At 44.3% G+C, this 17792-nt stretch carries 18 protein-coding genes; 6 read left to right on the top strand and 12 right to left on the bottom strand.

Annotated elements, in window-relative coordinates; all coding sequences use genetic code 11:
* The first annotated feature begins 94 nt into the window (after window positions 1–94).
* From AZI86_RS07750 to AZI86_RS07740, 3 genes are read left to right on the top strand one after another with little or no spacing between them, the layout of a single operon-like run.
* Window positions 95–841 carry a TerC family protein gene (locus tag AZI86_RS07750; protein ID WP_061835102.1) on the top strand — a complete coding sequence of 249 codons (747 nt, stop codon included), beginning with the start codon at window positions 95–97 and terminating at the stop codon, window positions 839–841.
* Entirely contained in the window at window positions 841–1770 is a 930-nt protein-coding gene (tadA, locus tag AZI86_RS07745) for a tRNA adenosine(34) deaminase TadA (RefSeq protein ID WP_061834489.1), read from the top strand. Before AZI86_RS07750 ends, tadA begins: the two co-directional genes overlap by 1 nt.
* 30 nt (window positions 1771–1800) lie before the next feature.
* Window positions 1801–3189, top strand: coding sequence for a DEAD/DEAH box helicase (locus tag AZI86_RS07740; protein ID WP_081111810.1), 1389 nt, complete (start codon window positions 1801–1803; stop codon window positions 3187–3189).
* A gap of 14 nt (window positions 3190–3203) precedes the next feature.
* Here AZI86_RS07740 and AZI86_RS07735 read toward each other — a convergent pair whose 3' ends face one another.
* From AZI86_RS07735 to AZI86_RS07705, 7 genes are all read right to left on the bottom strand, one after another.
* Window positions 3204–4022, bottom strand: a complete 819-nt coding sequence (locus AZI86_RS07735; protein ID WP_061834488.1) for a gamma-glutamyl-gamma-aminobutyrate hydrolase family protein — start codon at window positions 4020–4022, stop codon at window positions 3204–3206.
* Between the two features lie 106 nt (window positions 4023–4128).
* Window positions 4129–4851, bottom strand: coding sequence for a response regulator transcription factor (locus tag AZI86_RS07730; RefSeq protein WP_061835101.1), 723 nt, complete (start codon window positions 4849–4851; stop codon window positions 4129–4131).
* Window positions 4852–4905: 54 nt separating this feature from the next.
* Window positions 4906–5250: a translation initiation factor gene (locus AZI86_RS07725; protein ID WP_061834487.1), complete on the bottom strand. Its 345-nt coding sequence runs from the start codon at window positions 5248–5250 to the stop codon at window positions 4906–4908.
* The gene (locus tag AZI86_RS07720; RefSeq protein WP_061834486.1) at window positions 5247–6773 is read right to left on the bottom strand and encodes a SpoVR family protein; all 1527 of its coding nucleotides are present in this window, start codon (window positions 6771–6773) and stop codon (window positions 5247–5249) included. Before AZI86_RS07720 ends, AZI86_RS07725 begins: the two co-directional genes overlap by 4 nt.
* A 21-nt stretch (window positions 6774–6794) precedes the next feature.
* On the bottom strand, window positions 6795–7892 hold the full coding sequence (locus tag AZI86_RS07715; protein WP_081111809.1) for a DUF444 family protein: 1098 nt from the start codon (window positions 7890–7892) through the stop codon (window positions 6795–6797).
* 9 nt (window positions 7893–7901) lie between these two features.
* The gene (locus AZI86_RS07710; protein ID WP_061834484.1) at window positions 7902–9977 is read right to left on the bottom strand and encodes a PrkA family serine protein kinase; all 2076 of its coding nucleotides are present in this window, start codon (window positions 9975–9977) and stop codon (window positions 7902–7904) included.
* A 77-nt stretch (window positions 9978–10054) separates the two neighbouring features.
* Window positions 10055–10690 carry a hypothetical protein gene (locus AZI86_RS07705; RefSeq protein ID WP_061834483.1) on the bottom strand — a complete coding sequence of 212 codons (636 nt, stop codon included), beginning with the start codon at window positions 10688–10690 and terminating at the stop codon, window positions 10055–10057.
* A gap of 17 nt (window positions 10691–10707) precedes the next feature.
* Here AZI86_RS07705 and AZI86_RS07700 point away from each other — a divergent pair, with 17 nt between their 5' ends.
* A complete protein-coding gene (locus AZI86_RS07700) occupies window positions 10708–11331 on the top strand; it encodes a hypothetical protein (protein WP_157684655.1) in 624 nt (207 codons plus the stop codon).
* Here AZI86_RS07700 and AZI86_RS07695 read toward each other — a convergent pair.
* Window positions 11309–13192, bottom strand: coding sequence for a tetratricopeptide repeat protein (locus AZI86_RS07695; RefSeq protein ID WP_061834481.1), 1884 nt, complete (start codon window positions 13190–13192; stop codon window positions 11309–11311). The two genes, AZI86_RS07700 and AZI86_RS07695, sit on opposite strands and share 23 nt — an antisense overlap.
* A gap of 84 nt (window positions 13193–13276) precedes the next feature.
* A complete protein-coding gene (locus AZI86_RS07690) occupies window positions 13277–13768 on the bottom strand; it encodes a type II secretion system protein (protein WP_061834480.1) in 492 nt (163 codons plus the stop codon).
* A gap of 260 nt (window positions 13769–14028) precedes the next feature.
* Between AZI86_RS07690 and AZI86_RS07685 the strand changes: the two genes are divergently transcribed.
* A complete protein-coding gene (locus AZI86_RS07685) occupies window positions 14029–14577 on the top strand; it encodes a polyhydroxyalkanoate synthesis regulator DNA-binding domain-containing protein (RefSeq protein ID WP_061834479.1) in 549 nt (182 codons plus the stop codon).
* A 66-nt stretch (window positions 14578–14643) separates the two neighbouring features.
* On the opposite strand, the gene AZI86_RS07680 is transcribed toward AZI86_RS07685, so the two are convergent.
* Together AZI86_RS07680 and lpoB are read right to left on the bottom strand one after the other, a co-directional pair.
* Window positions 14644–15891: a COG3014 family protein gene (locus tag AZI86_RS07680; protein WP_061834478.1), complete on the bottom strand. Its 1248-nt coding sequence runs from the start codon at window positions 15889–15891 to the stop codon at window positions 14644–14646.
* Between the two features lie 3 nt (window positions 15892–15894).
* Window positions 15895–16494 carry a penicillin-binding protein activator LpoB gene (gene lpoB, locus AZI86_RS07675; RefSeq protein ID WP_061834477.1) on the bottom strand — a complete coding sequence of 200 codons (600 nt, stop codon included), beginning with the start codon at window positions 16492–16494 and terminating at the stop codon, window positions 15895–15897.
* Between the two features lie 143 nt (window positions 16495–16637).
* Here lpoB and AZI86_RS07670 point away from each other — a divergent pair, with 143 nt between their 5' ends.
* Window positions 16638–17048 (top strand): JAB domain-containing protein, encoded by a 411-nt coding sequence (locus tag AZI86_RS07670; RefSeq protein ID WP_253715820.1) that lies wholly within the window; start codon window positions 16638–16640, stop codon window positions 17046–17048.
* Here the strand turns inward: AZI86_RS07670 and AZI86_RS07665 are convergent.
* Entirely contained in the window at window positions 17042–17647 is a 606-nt protein-coding gene (locus tag AZI86_RS07665) for a hypothetical protein (protein WP_253715819.1), read from the bottom strand. The genes AZI86_RS07670 and AZI86_RS07665 overlap by 7 nt on opposite strands.
* Between the last annotated feature and the right edge of the window lie 145 nt (window positions 17648–17792).

Raw genomic sequence — 17792 nt, 5'->3', positions numbered from 1 at the left:
ACCCCCAAACCGCCGTCCTGCGATGGACCTTTTTCAGTCACCCTAACTAGTTTATGATCAGGGCCAGCTACTTAGAAGGAGCTCACCCCCTATGATGGAATTACTATCAAATCCGCAGATCTGGATCGCCTTTGCCACTTTATTTGCTTTAGAGCTGGTGTTAGGGATCGACAACGTTATTTTCATCTCGATTCTGGCGAGCAAGCTCCCAAAAGATCAGCAACAAAAGGCCCGCATGATGGGTTTGGGCTTGGCCGTCATTACTCGTATTATCCTTCTTTTCTCTCTCTCTTGGATCATCGGCTTGACCGAACCTTTGTTTGCCGTGATGGGACATGAGATCTCGGGCCGTGACCTGATCCTGGTATTGGGAGGCTTATTCTTAATCGGTAAAAGTACGGCCGAAATCCATCACAAACTTGAAGGGGTTGAAGGCAGCCAATCAACCGGCGTCGCGCATTCTTTTGGTGCGGTGATTTTACAGATTCTTCTTTTAGATATCGTCTTTTCTTTGGACTCCGTAATCACCGCTGTCGGAATGGTCAAAGAACTCTCAGTGATGGTCGCCGCCGTCATTGCTTCTACGATCGTGATGATCGTTTCAGCGAAATCTATCAGTGATTTCGTGGAGTCTCATCCATCATTAAAAGTTCTAGCGTTAAGCTTCCTATTGATGATCGGTTTTACCTTGATCGTCGAAGGCTTCGAGTTCCATATACCGAAAGGATACGTGTACTTTGCCATGGCGTTCTCTTTGATTGTTGAGATGCTTAACATTCGTATGCGCAAGAAGACGGCGAAACCAAATCCCGTCAAACTTCACGAACGCGTTTCTGAGTAATGTTAGGCCCAGAGAAAGACACCTATTGGATGAAAGCCGCTCTTCGTTTAGCACGGAAAGCGGCGGTCTTAGGCGAAGTTCCTATCGCCGCGATTGTCGTTGATGATGAAGGTGTTGTGTCTTATGCGATTAACACCCGCGAACGACAAAATACCCCCTTAGGCCACGCCGAACTTTTTGCGCTTCATAAAGCTTCGCAAAAAAAAGGGAGCTGGCGTTTAAATAACTGCACCTTGTATGTCACCTTAGAACCTTGCGTGATGTGTGCGGGCGCCATTCAACAGTCCCGCGTGGCAAGAGTGGTCTATGGCGCCAAAGACCCCAAGGGGGGGGCCGTTGAAAGTCTTTATTCCGTATTAAAAGATCCACGCTTAAATCACACCGTCGAAGTTTCAAGTGGGATTTTAGAAGACGAATGTCAGAAGCTGATATCGGGTTTTTTTCAAGATAAACGCGACGAAAAAAAATTCGAAAAAGCGCAAAAAATTTATCGCGAAAGAACTTCCGTAATCGTCGTTCACAAGAACACAATCCTAGGTTTTCATGCAATTGATCCGACGTCACAAGTGCCGTATTTCTTTTTACCTGGCGGGGGCCTCGAAGAGGGTGAAAGCCCTGTCGCGGCGGCGGAACGTGAGTGCTTAGAAGAAACCGGCTATCGCGTGAAAGTTCTGCCCGAAACCGCTTTTGAACGAAAGTACGATTTTTTCTGGAATGGTGAAAGCTATGCCTGCCGTACCGTATTTTACGTAGCAGAATTGGTGGAACCTTGGACGGAGCCCAAGCCTGTGAACGATACAAACTATCACAAAGGGGTTGAGTGGATTCAAGCCTCTAAAGTGAGGGAGATTTTCGGATATCAAAAAGACATCCTGTGGGCCGTGCAAAAATTGCTTAAAACCGCTCAGAAGAGATCGACCTTGCGCTAATCTGGTGGGGCTGTTACAACTTGCCCCCTCATGAGTACTACTAAATTTACCGACCTACCTTTGATTGCCCCTCTTCAATTTGCATTAAAAGAAGCAGGATACGAAACGCCAACACCGATTCAATTGGCGGCGATTCCTCCGTTACTTGAGGGCAAGGACCTTTTAGGTATCGCCCAAACCGGAACTGGTAAAACCGCAGCCTTTTCTTTACCAATCTTGCAAAATCTTTCGCGCTATCAATCTCGCCCAGAGCCTAAAGCTCCGCGCACTTTGATTTTAACCCCCACACGTGAGTTGGCGATTCAGATTTTCGATAATCTAAAAATTTACGGCGCTAATTTGAAATTAAAATTCGCAGTCATTTATGGTGGCGTTGGACAAGGGGCCCAAGTCACGGCTTTGCGTGAAGGGGTGGATGTTTTAGTCGCAACACCGGGTCGCTTATTAGATCTTCAGCAGCAAAAACATTTGAAATTAGATCGCGTTGATATTTTCGTTTTAGACGAAGCCGATCGTATGCTGGACATGGGCTTCATGCAGGATATTAAAAAAATTCTGCCTTTAATGCCAAAAAAACGTCACAACTTGTTTTTCTCAGCCACCATGCCGCCAGAAATTCAAAAATTGGCAGAGACTATTTTGATCCGCCCCCACAAAGTCGAAGTCACACCTGTTTCTTCAACGGCGGAAAAAGTGGAACAGAAAGTCATGTACGTCGAAAAGAAAGACAAACTTGATTTGCTAGTTCATCTTTTAAAAGACAACAACCTTTATAAAGTTTTAGTTTTCGTCGCGATGAAACACGGAGCAAACCGGGTGGTTGAAAAATTAGAAAAAAACCGCATCACGGCCGCTGCCATTCACGGTGATAAATCACAAAATGCACGCCAACGTGCTTTAGAAGATTTCCGCAATGAAAAAGTACGCGTACTTGTGGCGACAGATATCGCGGCTCGCGGTATTGATATTGACGGCATCACGCACGTGATTAATTTTGAAATGCCGCATATCCCAGAAAATTACGTTCATCGTATTGGTCGTACCGCGCGTAACGGTGCTGAAGGAAAAGCGATTTCTTTTGCAACGGCCGAAGAGCGCTCCTTTATGATGGCGATTGAAAAGACCACCCGCCAACCGGTGGAAGTGATCAAAGATCATCCGTACCATTCAGTTGCGATTGAACAAGCCGAAGTATTAAGCCCAGGAAAAGCCAAAGCTTTGCTTGAAGCTCAACGCATGCAAAATCGCTCTCGCAACGGTGGACGCCGTGGAGGCGGTGGTGGCCAAGGCGGTGCCCCTAAGCGGGATTACGCAAATGCCACAGGCGGCCCGGGATCTAATCGTCGCGGCAAAGGTGGCGGTGGTGGTAAGCACAAAGCCGGCCATGGCGGCGGCAATAAGGGCGGCGGAAAAAGGTAGTCGTTAATTTAAGCTTACGGATTAAGAGGCGGTTCCTGGATAGGGGTCGCCTCTTTTGCTTTCTTGCAGGCCTTTAAGAAGGCTTTCATCAGCGGTTCTGCGGATAAGAACCTTTCTTCTTCATCAGCATGAAATTCCGGATGCCATTGCACACCAAAATAGAAATCTTCTTCGGTGCTGCTAAAAGCTTCCACCAAACCGTCATCGGAAACCGCCTCAATTTGCAAGCCGGTTCCTAATTTATTTACACCTTGGTGATGAATCGAAACGATTTCGCCGAACTTGCGTTCGTACATTTTATCCATCATGCCGCCATTAACAACCTTCACCGCGTGGGTAAAAGCATCATAGCTGTCCGAACGATGCGCGACACCGTGTTCATGCTGGGTCGGCAGATCTTGAAACAAGGTTCCGCCCTTAAAAACATTCATTAACTGAAAACCACGGCAGATCCCTAAGACGGGTTTCTTTTTTTGCACGAAAGCTTTTAAAAGTTTTAATTCGTAACGATCACGGATGGGATCCGTGCGATGATCTTTCATCACTTCAATAGGTTCTTCACCATAAGTGGTGGGGGAAATATCCACGCCCCCTTGCAAGACTAAACCATCCAGCACGTCAGCGTACTGATGAACATCGAGATCCTTTTTTTCTAATCTTGAATGCATCTCTAAAGAAGGAACCATAAAGATCAGGCCACCCCGTTTTGTTACTAGATGTGCCAAGCTGTCCTCAAGGTATTGAACTGTTTTCTTTTTGATTTCAAAACCTTCGGGAGGATCATATAAGATCCTGGCGGAGATCCCGATCAAAAGCGGTCTTTCCGAATCCATATGATTAGTATGAACCTGGTTTATAAGGCTGTCGATAAGATTTAAGGAATTTGACCGCAGACATTATCAAAAAACAAAGGCTCGATTTCTCGAGCCTTTTTCTTATTTATTCTTGGGATTCTAAGCGGTAACCCAGCGAAGGCACGGCGACGATACGGCCGTGGAACTTTTGAATTTTGCGCTTTAGATAGTTGATTTGAGAATCAACGTTGCGTGAGGTGACTTCGGTGTCGCCCCAGATTTCAGTCAAACACTTTTCGCGTGTGACCAAGTTGTTTTTCGCTGCCACTAGCAATTTCAAGATATCAAATTGTTTTGGCGTTAAGTTCACTTCCTCGCCATCCACGAAAACTTGGCGAGATAGCAAATTCATCTTTAAGTTCGCCGCGGAAATTTCGGAAGTAACTTCCGGTTCTTTATCAGAAAGGCGGGCCTTAATTCGAAGGATCAGTTCTTTTACGTGAAAAGGTTTCGAAATAAAGTCATCCGCACCCGTTTCAAAAGCTTTGATTCTTTCGTCGATTGTAGCCGCGCCAGAAACAAAGATGATGGGGGTGTTTTTCGTTGTTTCACTTTCGCGAACCATACGACAAACATCGACACCCATCACGCCGGGCATTTTATAATCTAATAAAATTAGATCCGGACGAGTTTGGTTGATTAAGTTTAAAGCGGATTGGCTATCAGAAGTATAAGAACAGTCGTACGTCGAGCTTAAGATTTCAGCCAAAAGCTTACAACTTTCTTCGTAGTCATCAACGATAACGATCTTTTTAGCTGCCAAGGCCGCACCTCGCATAATAGGTTGGGGCGTAGTAAACATATTCATATTTTTGAGCTTCACTTGAAGATCTTGAAAATACAAGCGTCAAATAGTCCAGTTTTACATCCCCTTGAACTTGATGCGTTTGGACTCTAAAAGTTTCTTCAATTGGTCTCTTTTGTCGCCCTGTATCTCAATTGTACCACCTTTTTCGCCAATGAGGTGAGTTCCCCCTACGCCGCATTTAGCCTTTAATTCCTTGGCCAAGGCTTTGAGATACTCTTCATTACGGGGAAATCCGTCCATGACCGTGACCGTTTTCCCGCCTCTGCCGCCCTTTTCGAGGCGAAATACTACGGTAAACTGGCCTTCTTGGACAGTTTCGTTAGTCACGACTTTCGAATCCTTTTCGGATTCGATTTTATCTTTTGGATCGGTACTGAAAACTAAACGCACATTGCTCATGATTCTTTGGTCTCAGCAGTGGCTGGATTCGCGCTAGGACCTTCTCCCAACTTATGTTGGGTATACTCTTTTCCGTCGAATCTAAAAAGCTGCGGAGCTTCATCCATGACTGTTGCGATATTTACCGGTCGTTTCCACATCTTGAAAACGTTTTTAAGCGTTTCGCTCATGAAATCCGGCTGCATATCAATACCTTCATGCAGATGAGTTAAAAGCAATTCCCCACGATTTTCGAAATTGGCATCTTCAATGCGAATGATCGGCTGACCAAAGTTCGTCATATGAAATAACAGCTGTGCCTTGATCGCTTTAAAGTCTTTCGTGTCGACTTCAAATTTTTGAGTTTTCTTATTAAAACGATAGACAAACAGCTTATTGCGAACGCAAAAATCTTCCGTCAGGAATTGGTCAATGAAAGTCACATCATTACAAACTTTGCGAACTTCAAAGATTTTTTCGCGACCCAAGCGTAAGTCTTTATTCCAATGCTTACGTTCGTTCACGTCGTCGCATTCTTCCCATTCGCGGCCAAATTGGCCTTTATTCCAACGCTCTTCAATATCGCGGAAAAGCTCAATACCCACTTTATAAGGGTTGTAACCGTTTGGCGCCATGGCCATCGTACCGCTGTGATGATCGGCAAAATCAATGATCTCTGAGTCATTCAGGATTTTGGTCGTCATCAGTTTTGAATGCCAGTAAGAAGCCCAACCTTCATTCATGGTTTTCGTCATTCCTTGCGGAGAAAAATAGTAAGCTTCATCGCGAATGATCGAAAGCACATCCTGCTGCCAGTCAGTTAACGGCGCATGATGAATAAAGAAATTTAAAACGTCTTTTTGCGGTTCTGCCGGGAAGCGCGCGGCTTTGGCCATGGCTTCTTGTTCGGCCTTTTCACGTTGTTCGGCTACGAACGAAGGGGGGTTGATATAGTCACGCATGTAAGAACGATCCACACGCAGAAGATAGTTTTCCTGGTTGCGGGCGGGCTCGGGGGACTTAGTCACAGACTTTTCCACATAGGGGCTGTAACGATCAATCAAGTTTTCTAAGCTTAAGCAGACGTCGATAAAGTTCTCCACCGTGTCTTGCCCATAACGATCCATGTAACGACGAATGCGGGTTGCATGATTCGCCATTTGATCCATCATTTTACGATTGGTTTTTGAAAACCAGATATTGTTCTTAAAGAAATCGCAGTGACCATAGACGTGCGCCATGACCAGCTTTTGATCCATCATCGCGTTTCCCTCCATCAGGTACGCGTAACAAGGATCCGTGTTAATCACCATTTCATATATCTTTGAAAGACCGTATTCATAGGATTTAGAAAGATGTTCATACTCCATCCCGAATTTCCAATGTGGATATCTTACGGGAAAACCCCCATAAGCGGCAAATTGGCTGATTTGATCATAAGTAATAAGTTCGAAAATTGTTTCAAAACAATCAAGCCCCGCGTCTTTGGCAATCTGGCAGATTCTTTTGCGTTCGGCTTCTAATTCCGGAGTTAAATTAGCCATGTGGTCCCCACCCTGAACGGCCTAGCGGCCTTTACCTAGGAAATCTTTGATAGAATCTAGGATCTTATCCCGATTTTCGATTTGGCTAAGAGTGAGTCTTTCGTCTTCACCAAATTCTTTTTGCAGATCTTTTAAAAACTGACCGCTTCCGTATTTACTTTCCACCTGCCCGTAACCAAAGACGTTGCAGTTTGGAAGGAAGAAGTCTTGAAGAAGCTTCATGCACAGTTTCGTATCTTCGCCTGACCAGTTGTCGCCGTCACTAAAGTGAAACGGATAAATATTCCATTCATTCACCGGGTAATCTTGCAGGATGATTTCTTGGCAAAGCTTATAAGCCGAACTAATCAAGGTTCCACCGGATTCACTGGTGCGAAAGAAGGTGTCTTCATCGACCTCTTTAGCCGCGGCATCGTGGATAATGAATCTGGTTTCTAAGCCTTTATAATGTTTTTTTAGCCACGTGTTGATCCAGAAGCTTTCAAGGCGAACAATTTCTTTTTGTTCATCACCCATACTGCCGGACACGTCCATCATGTAAATCACCACGGCCTGAGTTTGAGGCTGCTGGACTTTTTTGAAGGACTTATACTGCATATCGCGGCGTATGGGTAAAACCATGGGTTCTTCGGAGTTATAAGTTCCCGAACCCACCATGCGCTTTAAAGCTCTTTTATATGAAGATTTAAAATGACGAAGACCTTCTGGCCCCACCGGCGCAAGGCCTGTGAATTTAGTCTTCATCGAATCAATGTTTTTAGCCCCTTTAGGCTGAATGCGCGGAAGCTCTAATTTTTCACCCAAGATATCGGCAAGTTCATCCATCGACATTTCAACTTCGACCATGTGCTCACCCGGTGCTTCGCCGGCTTGGCCTTGTCCGCCTTCACCTGGATCACCTACATCTTGACCGGGCTGACCTTCACCTTGTCCCACGCCCCCTTGTTGCTTGGGTCCATAGCGAAAGTTCGGGATATCAATACGTGGCAACGGAATCTTCACGAATTCGTTTTCACGCTTCCCGATCATTTCGCCTTGAGAGACGTATTTGCGAAGGTCTTCTTTGACCTTCCCTTTTACGATCTCTCTAAATCTGTTTTGGTCTTCCCGTATCGCCATAGTTATTTACTACTTATTTTTTACGTCCCCGCGAGCAAAAATACTTGCCACATAGTGAAGTACATCCGTCGCTGAGATTTCGTCATAACCAAAGTCTTTGATCAAACGAGTTTTTACGATATCGATCTTTTCTTGAGTGTCTTTATCCGCCACGTTCGAAACTAATGTCGTAAGCTTGATACTGTCTTTTTGATCTTCAAACAGTTTCAACTCAATCGCCTTATGAAGTCTTTCATTCATTTTGTAATTGAACTTGCGACCTTCCAGCGCCAACGCCCCGATGTAGTTCATGATCTCACGACGGAAGTCGTCTTTACGAGATTCAGGAATTTCAATCTTTTCTTCGATCGAACGCATTAAACGCTCATCGGGTTCTTCATCATTTCCGGTGAACTGATTACGAACTCTTTCACGTTGGGTATAGGCTTTGACGTTATCGATATAATTACCCGTCAACCTTTGCATCGCACTTTCATCGGCACTGATCGCGCGTTGCACTTCGCCTTTGATAATCTCTTCGTATTCCTGCATGACGACGCCAAGCAGTTCTTTGTATTCGGCTTTCAACTCATCGTTTGAAATGAGCGAGTGATTTTTTAACCCCGACTCAAGCTCTTTCAATACCATGAATGGGTTGACCGAGCCCTTGTTGGACTGTTGCGCGGTCACGAGCGCATTAGAAAGCTTATCTTGGATATAACGAGCCGAAATACCTTCTAAACCTTCGCGCTGAGTTTCTTTACGAAGCTCACGCACGTTGTCTTCGGTATAGTTTGGCAAGGTTTTACCGTTATACAGTTTTAGTTTTTGCAAACGAGTTAGGTTTGCTTTTTTTGGCTTTTCTAAACGAGTTAAAATCGCCCACATCGCCGCCATCTCAACCGTGTGCGGAGCGATACTGATACCACGCACTTTGTTGGAATTAAAATCACGTTTGTAAATATTGATTTCATCTCTCCAACGAGTGATGTAAGGCACGTCGATTTTCACGGTACGGTCGCGAAGAGCTTCCATGAACTCATTGTCTTGCAAACGACGGTACTCCGGCTCATTCGTGTGACCGATGATGACTTCATCGATGTGCGTTTGCGCGAACTTTTTAGGTTTCACGCGGTGTTCCTGAGAAGCCCCTAAAAGATCGTACAAGAATGCCACGTCAAGCTTTAGAACCTCAACGAACTCAATCAAACCACGGTTGGCGACGTTAAATTCACCGTCAAAGTTAAATGCGCGAGGATCGGAGTCTGAACCATATTCCGCGATCTTACGGTAATTGATATCCCCCGTAAGCTCAGTACTATCCTGATTCTTTTCATCTTTTGGTTGGAATGTTCCAATCCCGACGCGATCAGCTTCAGAAATGAAAAATCTTTTCACACGCACGTGGGAAAGAACTTTCATCAAGTCACCATCATATCGTTCCATCAATGCTTTGAAAATAAAGCGTGATGGAGGACTTAGTTCACCGTCAAGCTGAACACGGTAAGAACCTTCTTGGCCTTTATTAATAGCATCAAAAATTTGCGGGCGAAGTTCTTCAGGGATAAGCAACAAAGGTTCTTCATTCATCGGCGAAGGAAAAACTTTTGTTTCTTTACCAAGAAGTCCACCCAATTCTTGTTTTTCATCGATCCATTCAAACGTGTAAAGGGCACCCGATTTAGAGTGTGAGTAGCGCTCTAAGCCTTTTTTTAGCATGCGGCAGATAGTAGATTTCGCACTGCCTACCGGACCGTGAAGTAAGATGACACGTTTTTCTGTTCCGTATCCTAAAGCCGCGGCTTTAAGTACGTTCACCAATTTATTCAACTGCACATCAAGACCGAAAACCGCGTCTTTACCGTTATTGTGAACGTCATCAAAGAATTTAAAGCGTGTGACTTCTTTTTTGAAATCAATGTATTGCTCGGTGCCTTCCTCAATGATCATGTCATACATGCGTTGGTAGGCGTTTCTGGTGATTTTTGGATTTTGCTTCACTAAATCGAGGTATTCCTCGAATGTGCCGCTCCAGTGTTCTTTGGCCTGGACACTTGTGTTCTGCCAGTTGGTTACCAATGAATGAAGATCAATCTTAGAGGCCATAAAACTCTCCCCTGGTGTTTGGTGACACACACCTTCTATATAGATGATGCCTCAAACCTAGACGGTTAACGAGTTTTTTAATTTATTTGTATTGCTTTGAACCCCGAGGGCTGTCTCAAAGTGAATAAGTCATCCTTGAACTGGACTTCAGTCTGGGGCACCCCAAAATGCCACTGCATTTCGAATTGGGGACCCGTTAAAACGACTTTCTTCTTACCTTCTTTGCGATCACTCCAAACAGCTTTCATCTGGCGTTGAATATTCTCACATTCGGTTAAAAATCCATCGGCTCCTAAGGTGCATTTCCATCCTGGGCCCCGAATAGGTTCATCAAAAGCGATATTGGCCAAATTCATTGGATGCAATGGCAAGTCAATGATACGGCGGAAAGCGCGATCCGAATTCTTTCCATAAAAGAAAGTTTTTTGGGGATAAATGGCATAAGAGATATCTGAAGGACTCATCACCAAGCTTGCCACCTGATAACCTAAGAGAGCCGATATTTCAAAACGGGCTCTTTCGTTTTTAATGGCATAGATATCAATAGTGAGTGACTGGTTTTTATTTTCTTTAAGATTTTTAATCATCGCCTTGGTTTCCCACTGCGCTTTTTGAAACGCTCCTTCTTTCACGGTTTTTGTAGCACACCCCGAAAGAAAAGCCGTTAATAGAAAGAAACCTAATGCGAGAAAGTAATTGATCCCTGATTTCATTCGCTTAGCATATTGAAATGCATTATTTTAAACAAGCATTGAATCTAGTAAAAGTGACGTTAAAGAACAGTTTAATGTTCGGTTTCGTCACTATGCTCTTTATCTTTTTGGCCCGCGCCACGCCCGGCGTTGGGGCCATCGTGGTTTCTTTAGTGCTTTTAATCTTTCAAGAGATGGCTGTACGCCTGATTATCGAAAAAAAGAAGCCACGGCAAATCAGCTTTGAAAGCAAAGAATTGATATCCTATTTAATTATCGCTGTGGCTTTATTCCCCACAAGTGCCCTGTTTGGATCAGCGGTGGGATTATTAGAAAGCCCACAAGGTCTTTTGATGACTGTGCCTTTTTCTATCCTACTGATGATCGTGGCGACTTACTTCTTTTTGGTCTTAAGCCAATCTTTGAAATGGCATATTGAAACACAAAGCAGCATCGCTAAATCCATTGATATCTGGGGCTTGGCTTCAGTTAAAAATTTTAAGGACTATTTGGGCGTCAGCTTTTATGCCGCCTTGTTGATCTTTGTTTCTGCAATGACAAAAGGAGCGGGGCTTATCGCCGCACTCCCTTTAATATTCTTTGCCAATCATTATTTATATCAGGAAAAACGTTCGCAGATTACTGAGCGTGCTCCGCAATAGGTTTATCCGTTGGTTTTTCAACCGAAGCAGGCATACGTGGCGATGAAAGCTCTTGTTTTTCAATCGCAGTGATTTTGTTACGGATTTCTTGCACTTTACGTTTATCCGTTTCTAAATCCGCAGCCTTACGGTACATGTTCTTCGCTTTATCCACCATCGACTGCTTATAGTAAGCATCACCTAAGTGTTCAGCAATCACACTCACCGTGCCTTGATACTTGTGAGCCGCTTCTAAGACTTTCACCGCTTCGCTGTATTTGCTTTGCTTATAAAGAACCCACCCCAAAGTATCTAAAACATAACCATCTTGCGGCTCTAGTTCTGAAGCCTTGCGCGCTAATTTTTCAGCCTCAGGAAGCTGCGTTCCCATTTCTGCCCAAGTAAATGCAAGATAATTCATGCCTTGAACGTGATTTGGATCGATCTCTAAAACTTTTTTCATTTCGCTTACAACCAATGACTTATTACCCAAACGATCCTGGATCGTGCCATAATAAAATCTAAGTTGCGCATTTTCTGGAAACTTCACCAAGCCTTGCTCTAATACCGCAGACGCCGTTTTATAGTCTGACTTTTCATCTAACAATGAAGCGTACATTGCATAAATTTGTGGTTGGTCTTGACGGTTTTTCAAGCCTTCCGCCGCAGTCTGAACTGCTTCATCAAGTTTACCCATGCCCTTTAGAATATAAGCCGTATGCACTACCGCTTCACCGTAATAAGTGCTTGAAGCTGGTACCTTTTTATATTCACGAACGGCAAGTTCGTTTTTATGAGTCTCTTCATAAACAGCCGCCAAATAGAATCTGACTTTGTCTGAATCTGGAGCCTCTTTAAGAACTTCTTGTAATTTTTCAGCCGCTTGATCAAAACGTTTTTGGTCAATTAAGATCAAAGCCATTTTCATTCTAACATTTAGTGGCTCATCAGAATCCCGTTCAATTATCTCCAACTGATCATAAGCTTTTTCGTAATCGCCTTGCTCAATATAAGTTTGCGCCAAGATTTCTGCGACTCGAGAGTTCGGCGTATTTTCTTTTTGGTATTCACGGTACATCGCCAAAGCTTTTTCTTCTTTTTTGTCTTTCGTGTACATCGCACCCAATGAAAGAAGTGAATCTACGAATTCAGGCTTGATGCTTAAAGACTTTTTAAATGCCTCTTCCGCACCTTTTTGATATTTAGCCTCTGGCTGTTCCATGCGTACACGGCCGATGTAATACCAAGCCAAGTGTGGAGTCGTGTAATCTGGATTCTTTGCCAAAGATTCAAAATATTTTACGGCTTTGTCTGGTTGTTTCTGTTCAGAGTACAGCGCACCAATGTAAAGCGGCGCTTCCGTGTTTTTGGGCTCAAGCTTCATCACGGTGTTGTATTGATCCATCGCCTTTGGATAAAGCTTCATCGAAGAATACAAGCCCCCCAACAACAAATGCGCATCCACGTTTTTTGGATCTTTCTTTGCGGCCTCTTCACCTTGAGTCAAAGATTCTGACAAAAGACCTTGCTTAAGGTATTCCGCCGCCAAACGCATATGCACTGCGGGAGATTCTTGATCGTAGATCAATGTGTTTTTGAAAGCCTCGAGTGCTTTTGCTGAATTGCCTTCGAGTGAATAAGCCTCACCCATCGCGAAGTAATAATCAGCTTGAGTTCTCATGTAGAGAGGATCAATCGTCGTCGTGTTGTCCGGACCAGAGGCAACAGACTGAGGAGCAAAAGACGCAGGAGCTCTGTTTCTATCGTTGAAGGAAGACTCGTAATACGGCGCTTTATCAGTTTCATTCGACGTGAACGTCGCACATGCCGTGAGTGTTACGAGAAAGGGAAGGAATATTGCGGCCCTAGTGTATGGAAACATTAGATCTCCTTGGTCACTAGGCTGATCGGCAAATTTTGAGACTTTCATGAGGCACCAGGACCTCATCACGACCTAAATCGGTGCTTAATTGTGTGTCATACTGAGAAGGACTCCTATGTCGTCCCCTGCATAGCTTGGTTGACCAGCGATGACCGCCTCTTCATTGTCCAAATCCGCTGTTTCCGCCTTTTGATTGGGTCCTGTAGACCAAACAAGAATTCGTACATTGCCCGATTTATCTGCCGACAAAATGCGATAACGGAAGGGAGCTCCCCAGGGGTCCGTTCCCATGGTTCCTGTGCTGCGCAAGTCGGCGGGAAAGGCGCTGTCAGACGAAGAGATAGAGGCTGGAACGCGGGATTTCTTGTCATCAGGCAGTGAAGACTTGGACGCTTCGCGGTAAATTTGTACAACTTGGTAGCCAACGATCTCTGCTTTCTGCAGTGCGACTTCGACCCGAGAATCCTGAAATTGGCGGTTCCAGGGTGTGGCCACAATGGCCAAAGAAAGACCCACCAGCCCCATTATTAGGAGCATTCCTGAAGACCTAACCTCTTGAATTTGTTCATTTTTCATTAAATTTTTCCCGCGCCTTCGCCGTCTCTCCTAGACCTTTCGGCGGGCTTTGAAAAAAACTTTAGACAAAGGTCTGTGAATTCTTTTACCGAGCGGTTTTTGAGACGAAACAGTATCTAAGAATTTCTTTTCTTTTGGTCTGAGGACCCCTTGACAAGGGGTGGCGGGGGGGATAGGTTGCGCCCATCTAAGGGGACGGTGAATCAAAACACACACTATCTTCTTAAGATTTTGGGGAAATTTCAAATTGGGAGGCACTTTTGATCAACCAAAACGAAACAATGACATCTAAGCCAAATTCTAAAGTTAAAATCATCAAGCGCTATCAGAACCGCAAACTTTACGACACACAACAAAGCTGCTATGTGACTTTAGATGATATCGCTAAAATGATCCGCACTAACGAAGAAGTGATGGTCATCGACAATAAATCTAAAAACGACATCACTGCGGCTACTTTGACGCAAATCATCTTCGAAGCTGAAAAGAAAGCATCTCAATACGCTCCTCTTTTCACCCTTCGCGAAATCATCCAAAACGGCAACGGCAGCATCTCGGGCTACCTTGCTAAACTTGGTGCTTTCCCTCAGGATTACATGACTAAACAACAAGTAAACACAGTTGTTGAAAATGCTTCTGCGGACAGCTCTAAACAAAACCTTGAAAACCGTGTTGCTTCTGCTGCTACTCGTTACAGCACAGACACTACTGCTAAAGTAGCTGCTGAAAAAGCAACTGTACTTCCAGGTCTTCAACAAGACGACGAAACTCCAAACCTTCCTGGTATTGCTCTTAACTTGAACAACTAGTTCTTGGTTTAAAAGTTTGTCTTAAAAAGGCTCGGTTCACCCCGGGCCTTTTTTATTTTGTGCTTTTTATTTTACAGAGCGCCAAACGGCGAATTTCTTTTGACCAGCTTTGATTTCGATTTCGCGGTCTGCCAGATTTTCGCCCGTGGCGCTCAGTCCATGAGTTAAACCTTCCAGACGGAATTTATATTTTCCCGGCGGGAGCTGAATGCGGATGGTTTGAATTGTTTGCGGTAAGAAAGACCACTGCCGAACATCGGCGCGATCGGCGATATTCATCGCGACCCATGCTAACGCACCTAAGGCCTCATTTTTTTGTCGAACTTGATCCGATAAAACAGCTTTTGTCGCCAGACCCGCAACCCGCTTGGCTAATAAAATGCCTTGGTCGTCCCTTAACGTGGCAATAGCGGCTTCCTGCACATCGTACACTTTTTGACTGACTAAAACTTTATTGGAATCAGAAATCACTAAGCGCGCTTTTTGAGTTTCACTGAAGACCGGCCGGAGTACCGGAAAGCGATATTCGTTATTGGATGCCTGTTTGCGCGGTCCCCATCCTTGTTGAAAAAGAATAACCAGCTCTCCTTTGCGGCGGTCATACCAAGAGTCCTCTTCTTGAACTTCTGGAAACTTCTTTTTCCAATCTTTGTAGGTATCCATTCGTCGCGCTAATTTTGCCGAACGAATGAGGTCTTCGCCAAGAGTCGAAATTGAAGGATCGATTTTATAGGTTTCCGCATAGGCGATGTAAGCATCGTCATAACTACGATTGGCTTCCCAAATCATGGCGGATAAGTATTTACTGAAAGAGTTTAACTCGAAATTTTGTTTTTCATCCGCACGGTATTTCAAGTACTTTTCATTGATACGGCGAGCTTCAACCAAAGCATCATCCAGTTGGCCGATCTCTAAAAAATTCATCGCAAGATATGCGTTGATAAAGATCTTTTCAAAAGTGTCGCCTTTGTACTGAACCATTTCTTCGTTCAAAGCGAGTGACCCCGCGATACGCGAAATGGATTGATAGTCCACCTGATCAGCAAGTCTATCTGCTTTTAAAAAGGCTTTATTACTTTCTTTGATATCGCCCGCGATCTGCAGGGCTGTCGCATAGTCTAATAAATAAACTAACTGATCGCCGTCTTCTTTTTCTGCCAGGGGCTTTAACTCTTTAACGGCTTTATCCGGATTCCCTGTTTCAATGGCGGTGCGAGCCGTTTCGACCTTGCTCTGATAGGTCGCACAACCCAAAAGACCGCTCACAAAAAAAAGACCCACGACCAGCGTGAGTCTTTGCAGATTAAAAATCATGAATTACAGACCGATAGATTTCTTTTTGAACGTCTTACGGATTTGCTTTTGGTTCGTCCATTGAATCATGCTGGTTTTAAGGTTCGTCAGATTCAAAGTCAGTTTATAGTACACTGACTTATCTTTGCCGACTTCTTGCACGATAGAATCAAGACGACCGTTGATGATGAAATCCGCACCAATTTGACCGCCGGGACCTTTTTTAGAAGCGTCTTCTACCATGCCAGAGTTTTGATAGTTGTATTCGTCAGAGATATCTTGGCGAGCCTCTTTATCGATGAATGCCACTCGGCCAGATTGCATAAGCTCTACACGAACCATGTCCATAATACTTTGAGTATCGATATGCTCGCTGGTTTTATTTTGAAGATTTGTAACCATCACCACCGGCATTTTTTTAGACTGTGTAATGATCGGAGAATTCATTAAGCTTGCTACCAAATCCTGAACAGCTTTTTGCATATCAGTTTCGGACCATTGGTCATTCATCAAATTTTCGCGGTTAACGTCATCATATTGACCTTTCACGAACGCTTTTGGACCGCAGCTTACGGTCGCAATGAAAGACAATGAAAGCAAAGCCAATGTTAAATTCTTTTTCATAAAACCTTCCCTCTACAATTCGAATTGGGTTTGACCTTCAAAGGATATGTCCTGGACTCCGGACACGCAAGTCCCAAACCGACCCCCAGAAACACATTGTTAGACAGAGGACGGTGGCGCTTTTTTGCAACTGTCGTCCATCTATGGAAATGTCCACAAGTTTGCAGGCCTACGAGTGTCTAAATGCGCAATACAACCCCGATTCCGAAGAGGTCTGGATCTTAGCGTTAAACTCACAGATGCGTTTAATTCGAAAAGAAATGTTGTTTCGCGGCACAGTGGATCACTGTCTGCTTCATCCCCGAGATATTTTTCGTTTCTTAGTACGTAACAATGCCAGTTCATTTATTATGGCACACAATCATCCCAGCGATGATTGCCTTCCCTCAGAGCAAGATTTAGCAATGACGCGTAAGATTTATCGACTTTCCCAAGTCATCCAAATTCCCATGAATGATCATATTATCCTAAGCTCGGACGCTTATTTCAGCATGGCTGATCATGGGTATTTTTTAAAATGGCGAAAAAAGAAATCCGGAAATTGGATTTACTGACTGCCCCTAATGGAACCTGCTCCTTCAAAGACTTGGAAATCCGCCGAAGGATTGCGAATAGGAGTGACCGAAATCACTCGACTTAGGTCTTCACTCAACTTTACTTTGTACCCACCGCGGCGCGCGTTCTCAACGAATTGACGAGCGTACTCTTCACGATAAGCTTGCGATTGCTGGCGAGCTAACTCTTCATTGAAGATTTCTTTTTGCACAACATCGTGCGGAGAAATAATTTCTTCTTGTCGGGGACCACGACCCAAATCCTTAGCCACATCGGCCGCGCGAGTATCTGATGACAGATCTAAACGATCATCATTGGTATATGCTTTTTGGGGCCGTGTCGCGCTGAGGGGGTTATTTAAAATCTTGGCGTTTTCTAAAGCCATGCGCTGCTTTTCAAGCTCCATGCGCTCATTGGTCAACATCAGGTGGCGATTGACGGATTGTTCAAACTTTTTAGTTTTAGCCACTGCCGCCGTACCGCTTGGTTTTCTCTTAGAGTCTCCGCCTAAATACGCAAAAATCAACCCGCCCGCCGCCAAAAATAGGAGCAAGGCTAAGAGCATTGATTTTTCTTTTTGCGATTTATCGTTCGCCATAACTTTCGTATCGGGAAGTTCAATGGTTTCCTTTATATGAGAGACCTTTTCTTCTCATTTTGAGAAAAACTCTGAACCCCCTGTTATTATTCAGAGGGTGTCCAGCGGAATACGCTCTCCTGTCGAAACTTTAGTCAGTGATCAA

The sequence above is a fragment of the Bdellovibrio bacteriovorus genome (assembly GCF_001592735.1).
In the GTDB taxonomy this organism is placed as follows: Bacteria; Bdellovibrionota; Bdellovibrionia; order Bdellovibrionales; family Bdellovibrionaceae; genus Bdellovibrio; species Bdellovibrio bacteriovorus_D.
Note: the sequence above shows the minus strand (reverse complement) of the source record. Positions and strands in the feature narration are given on the sequence as shown.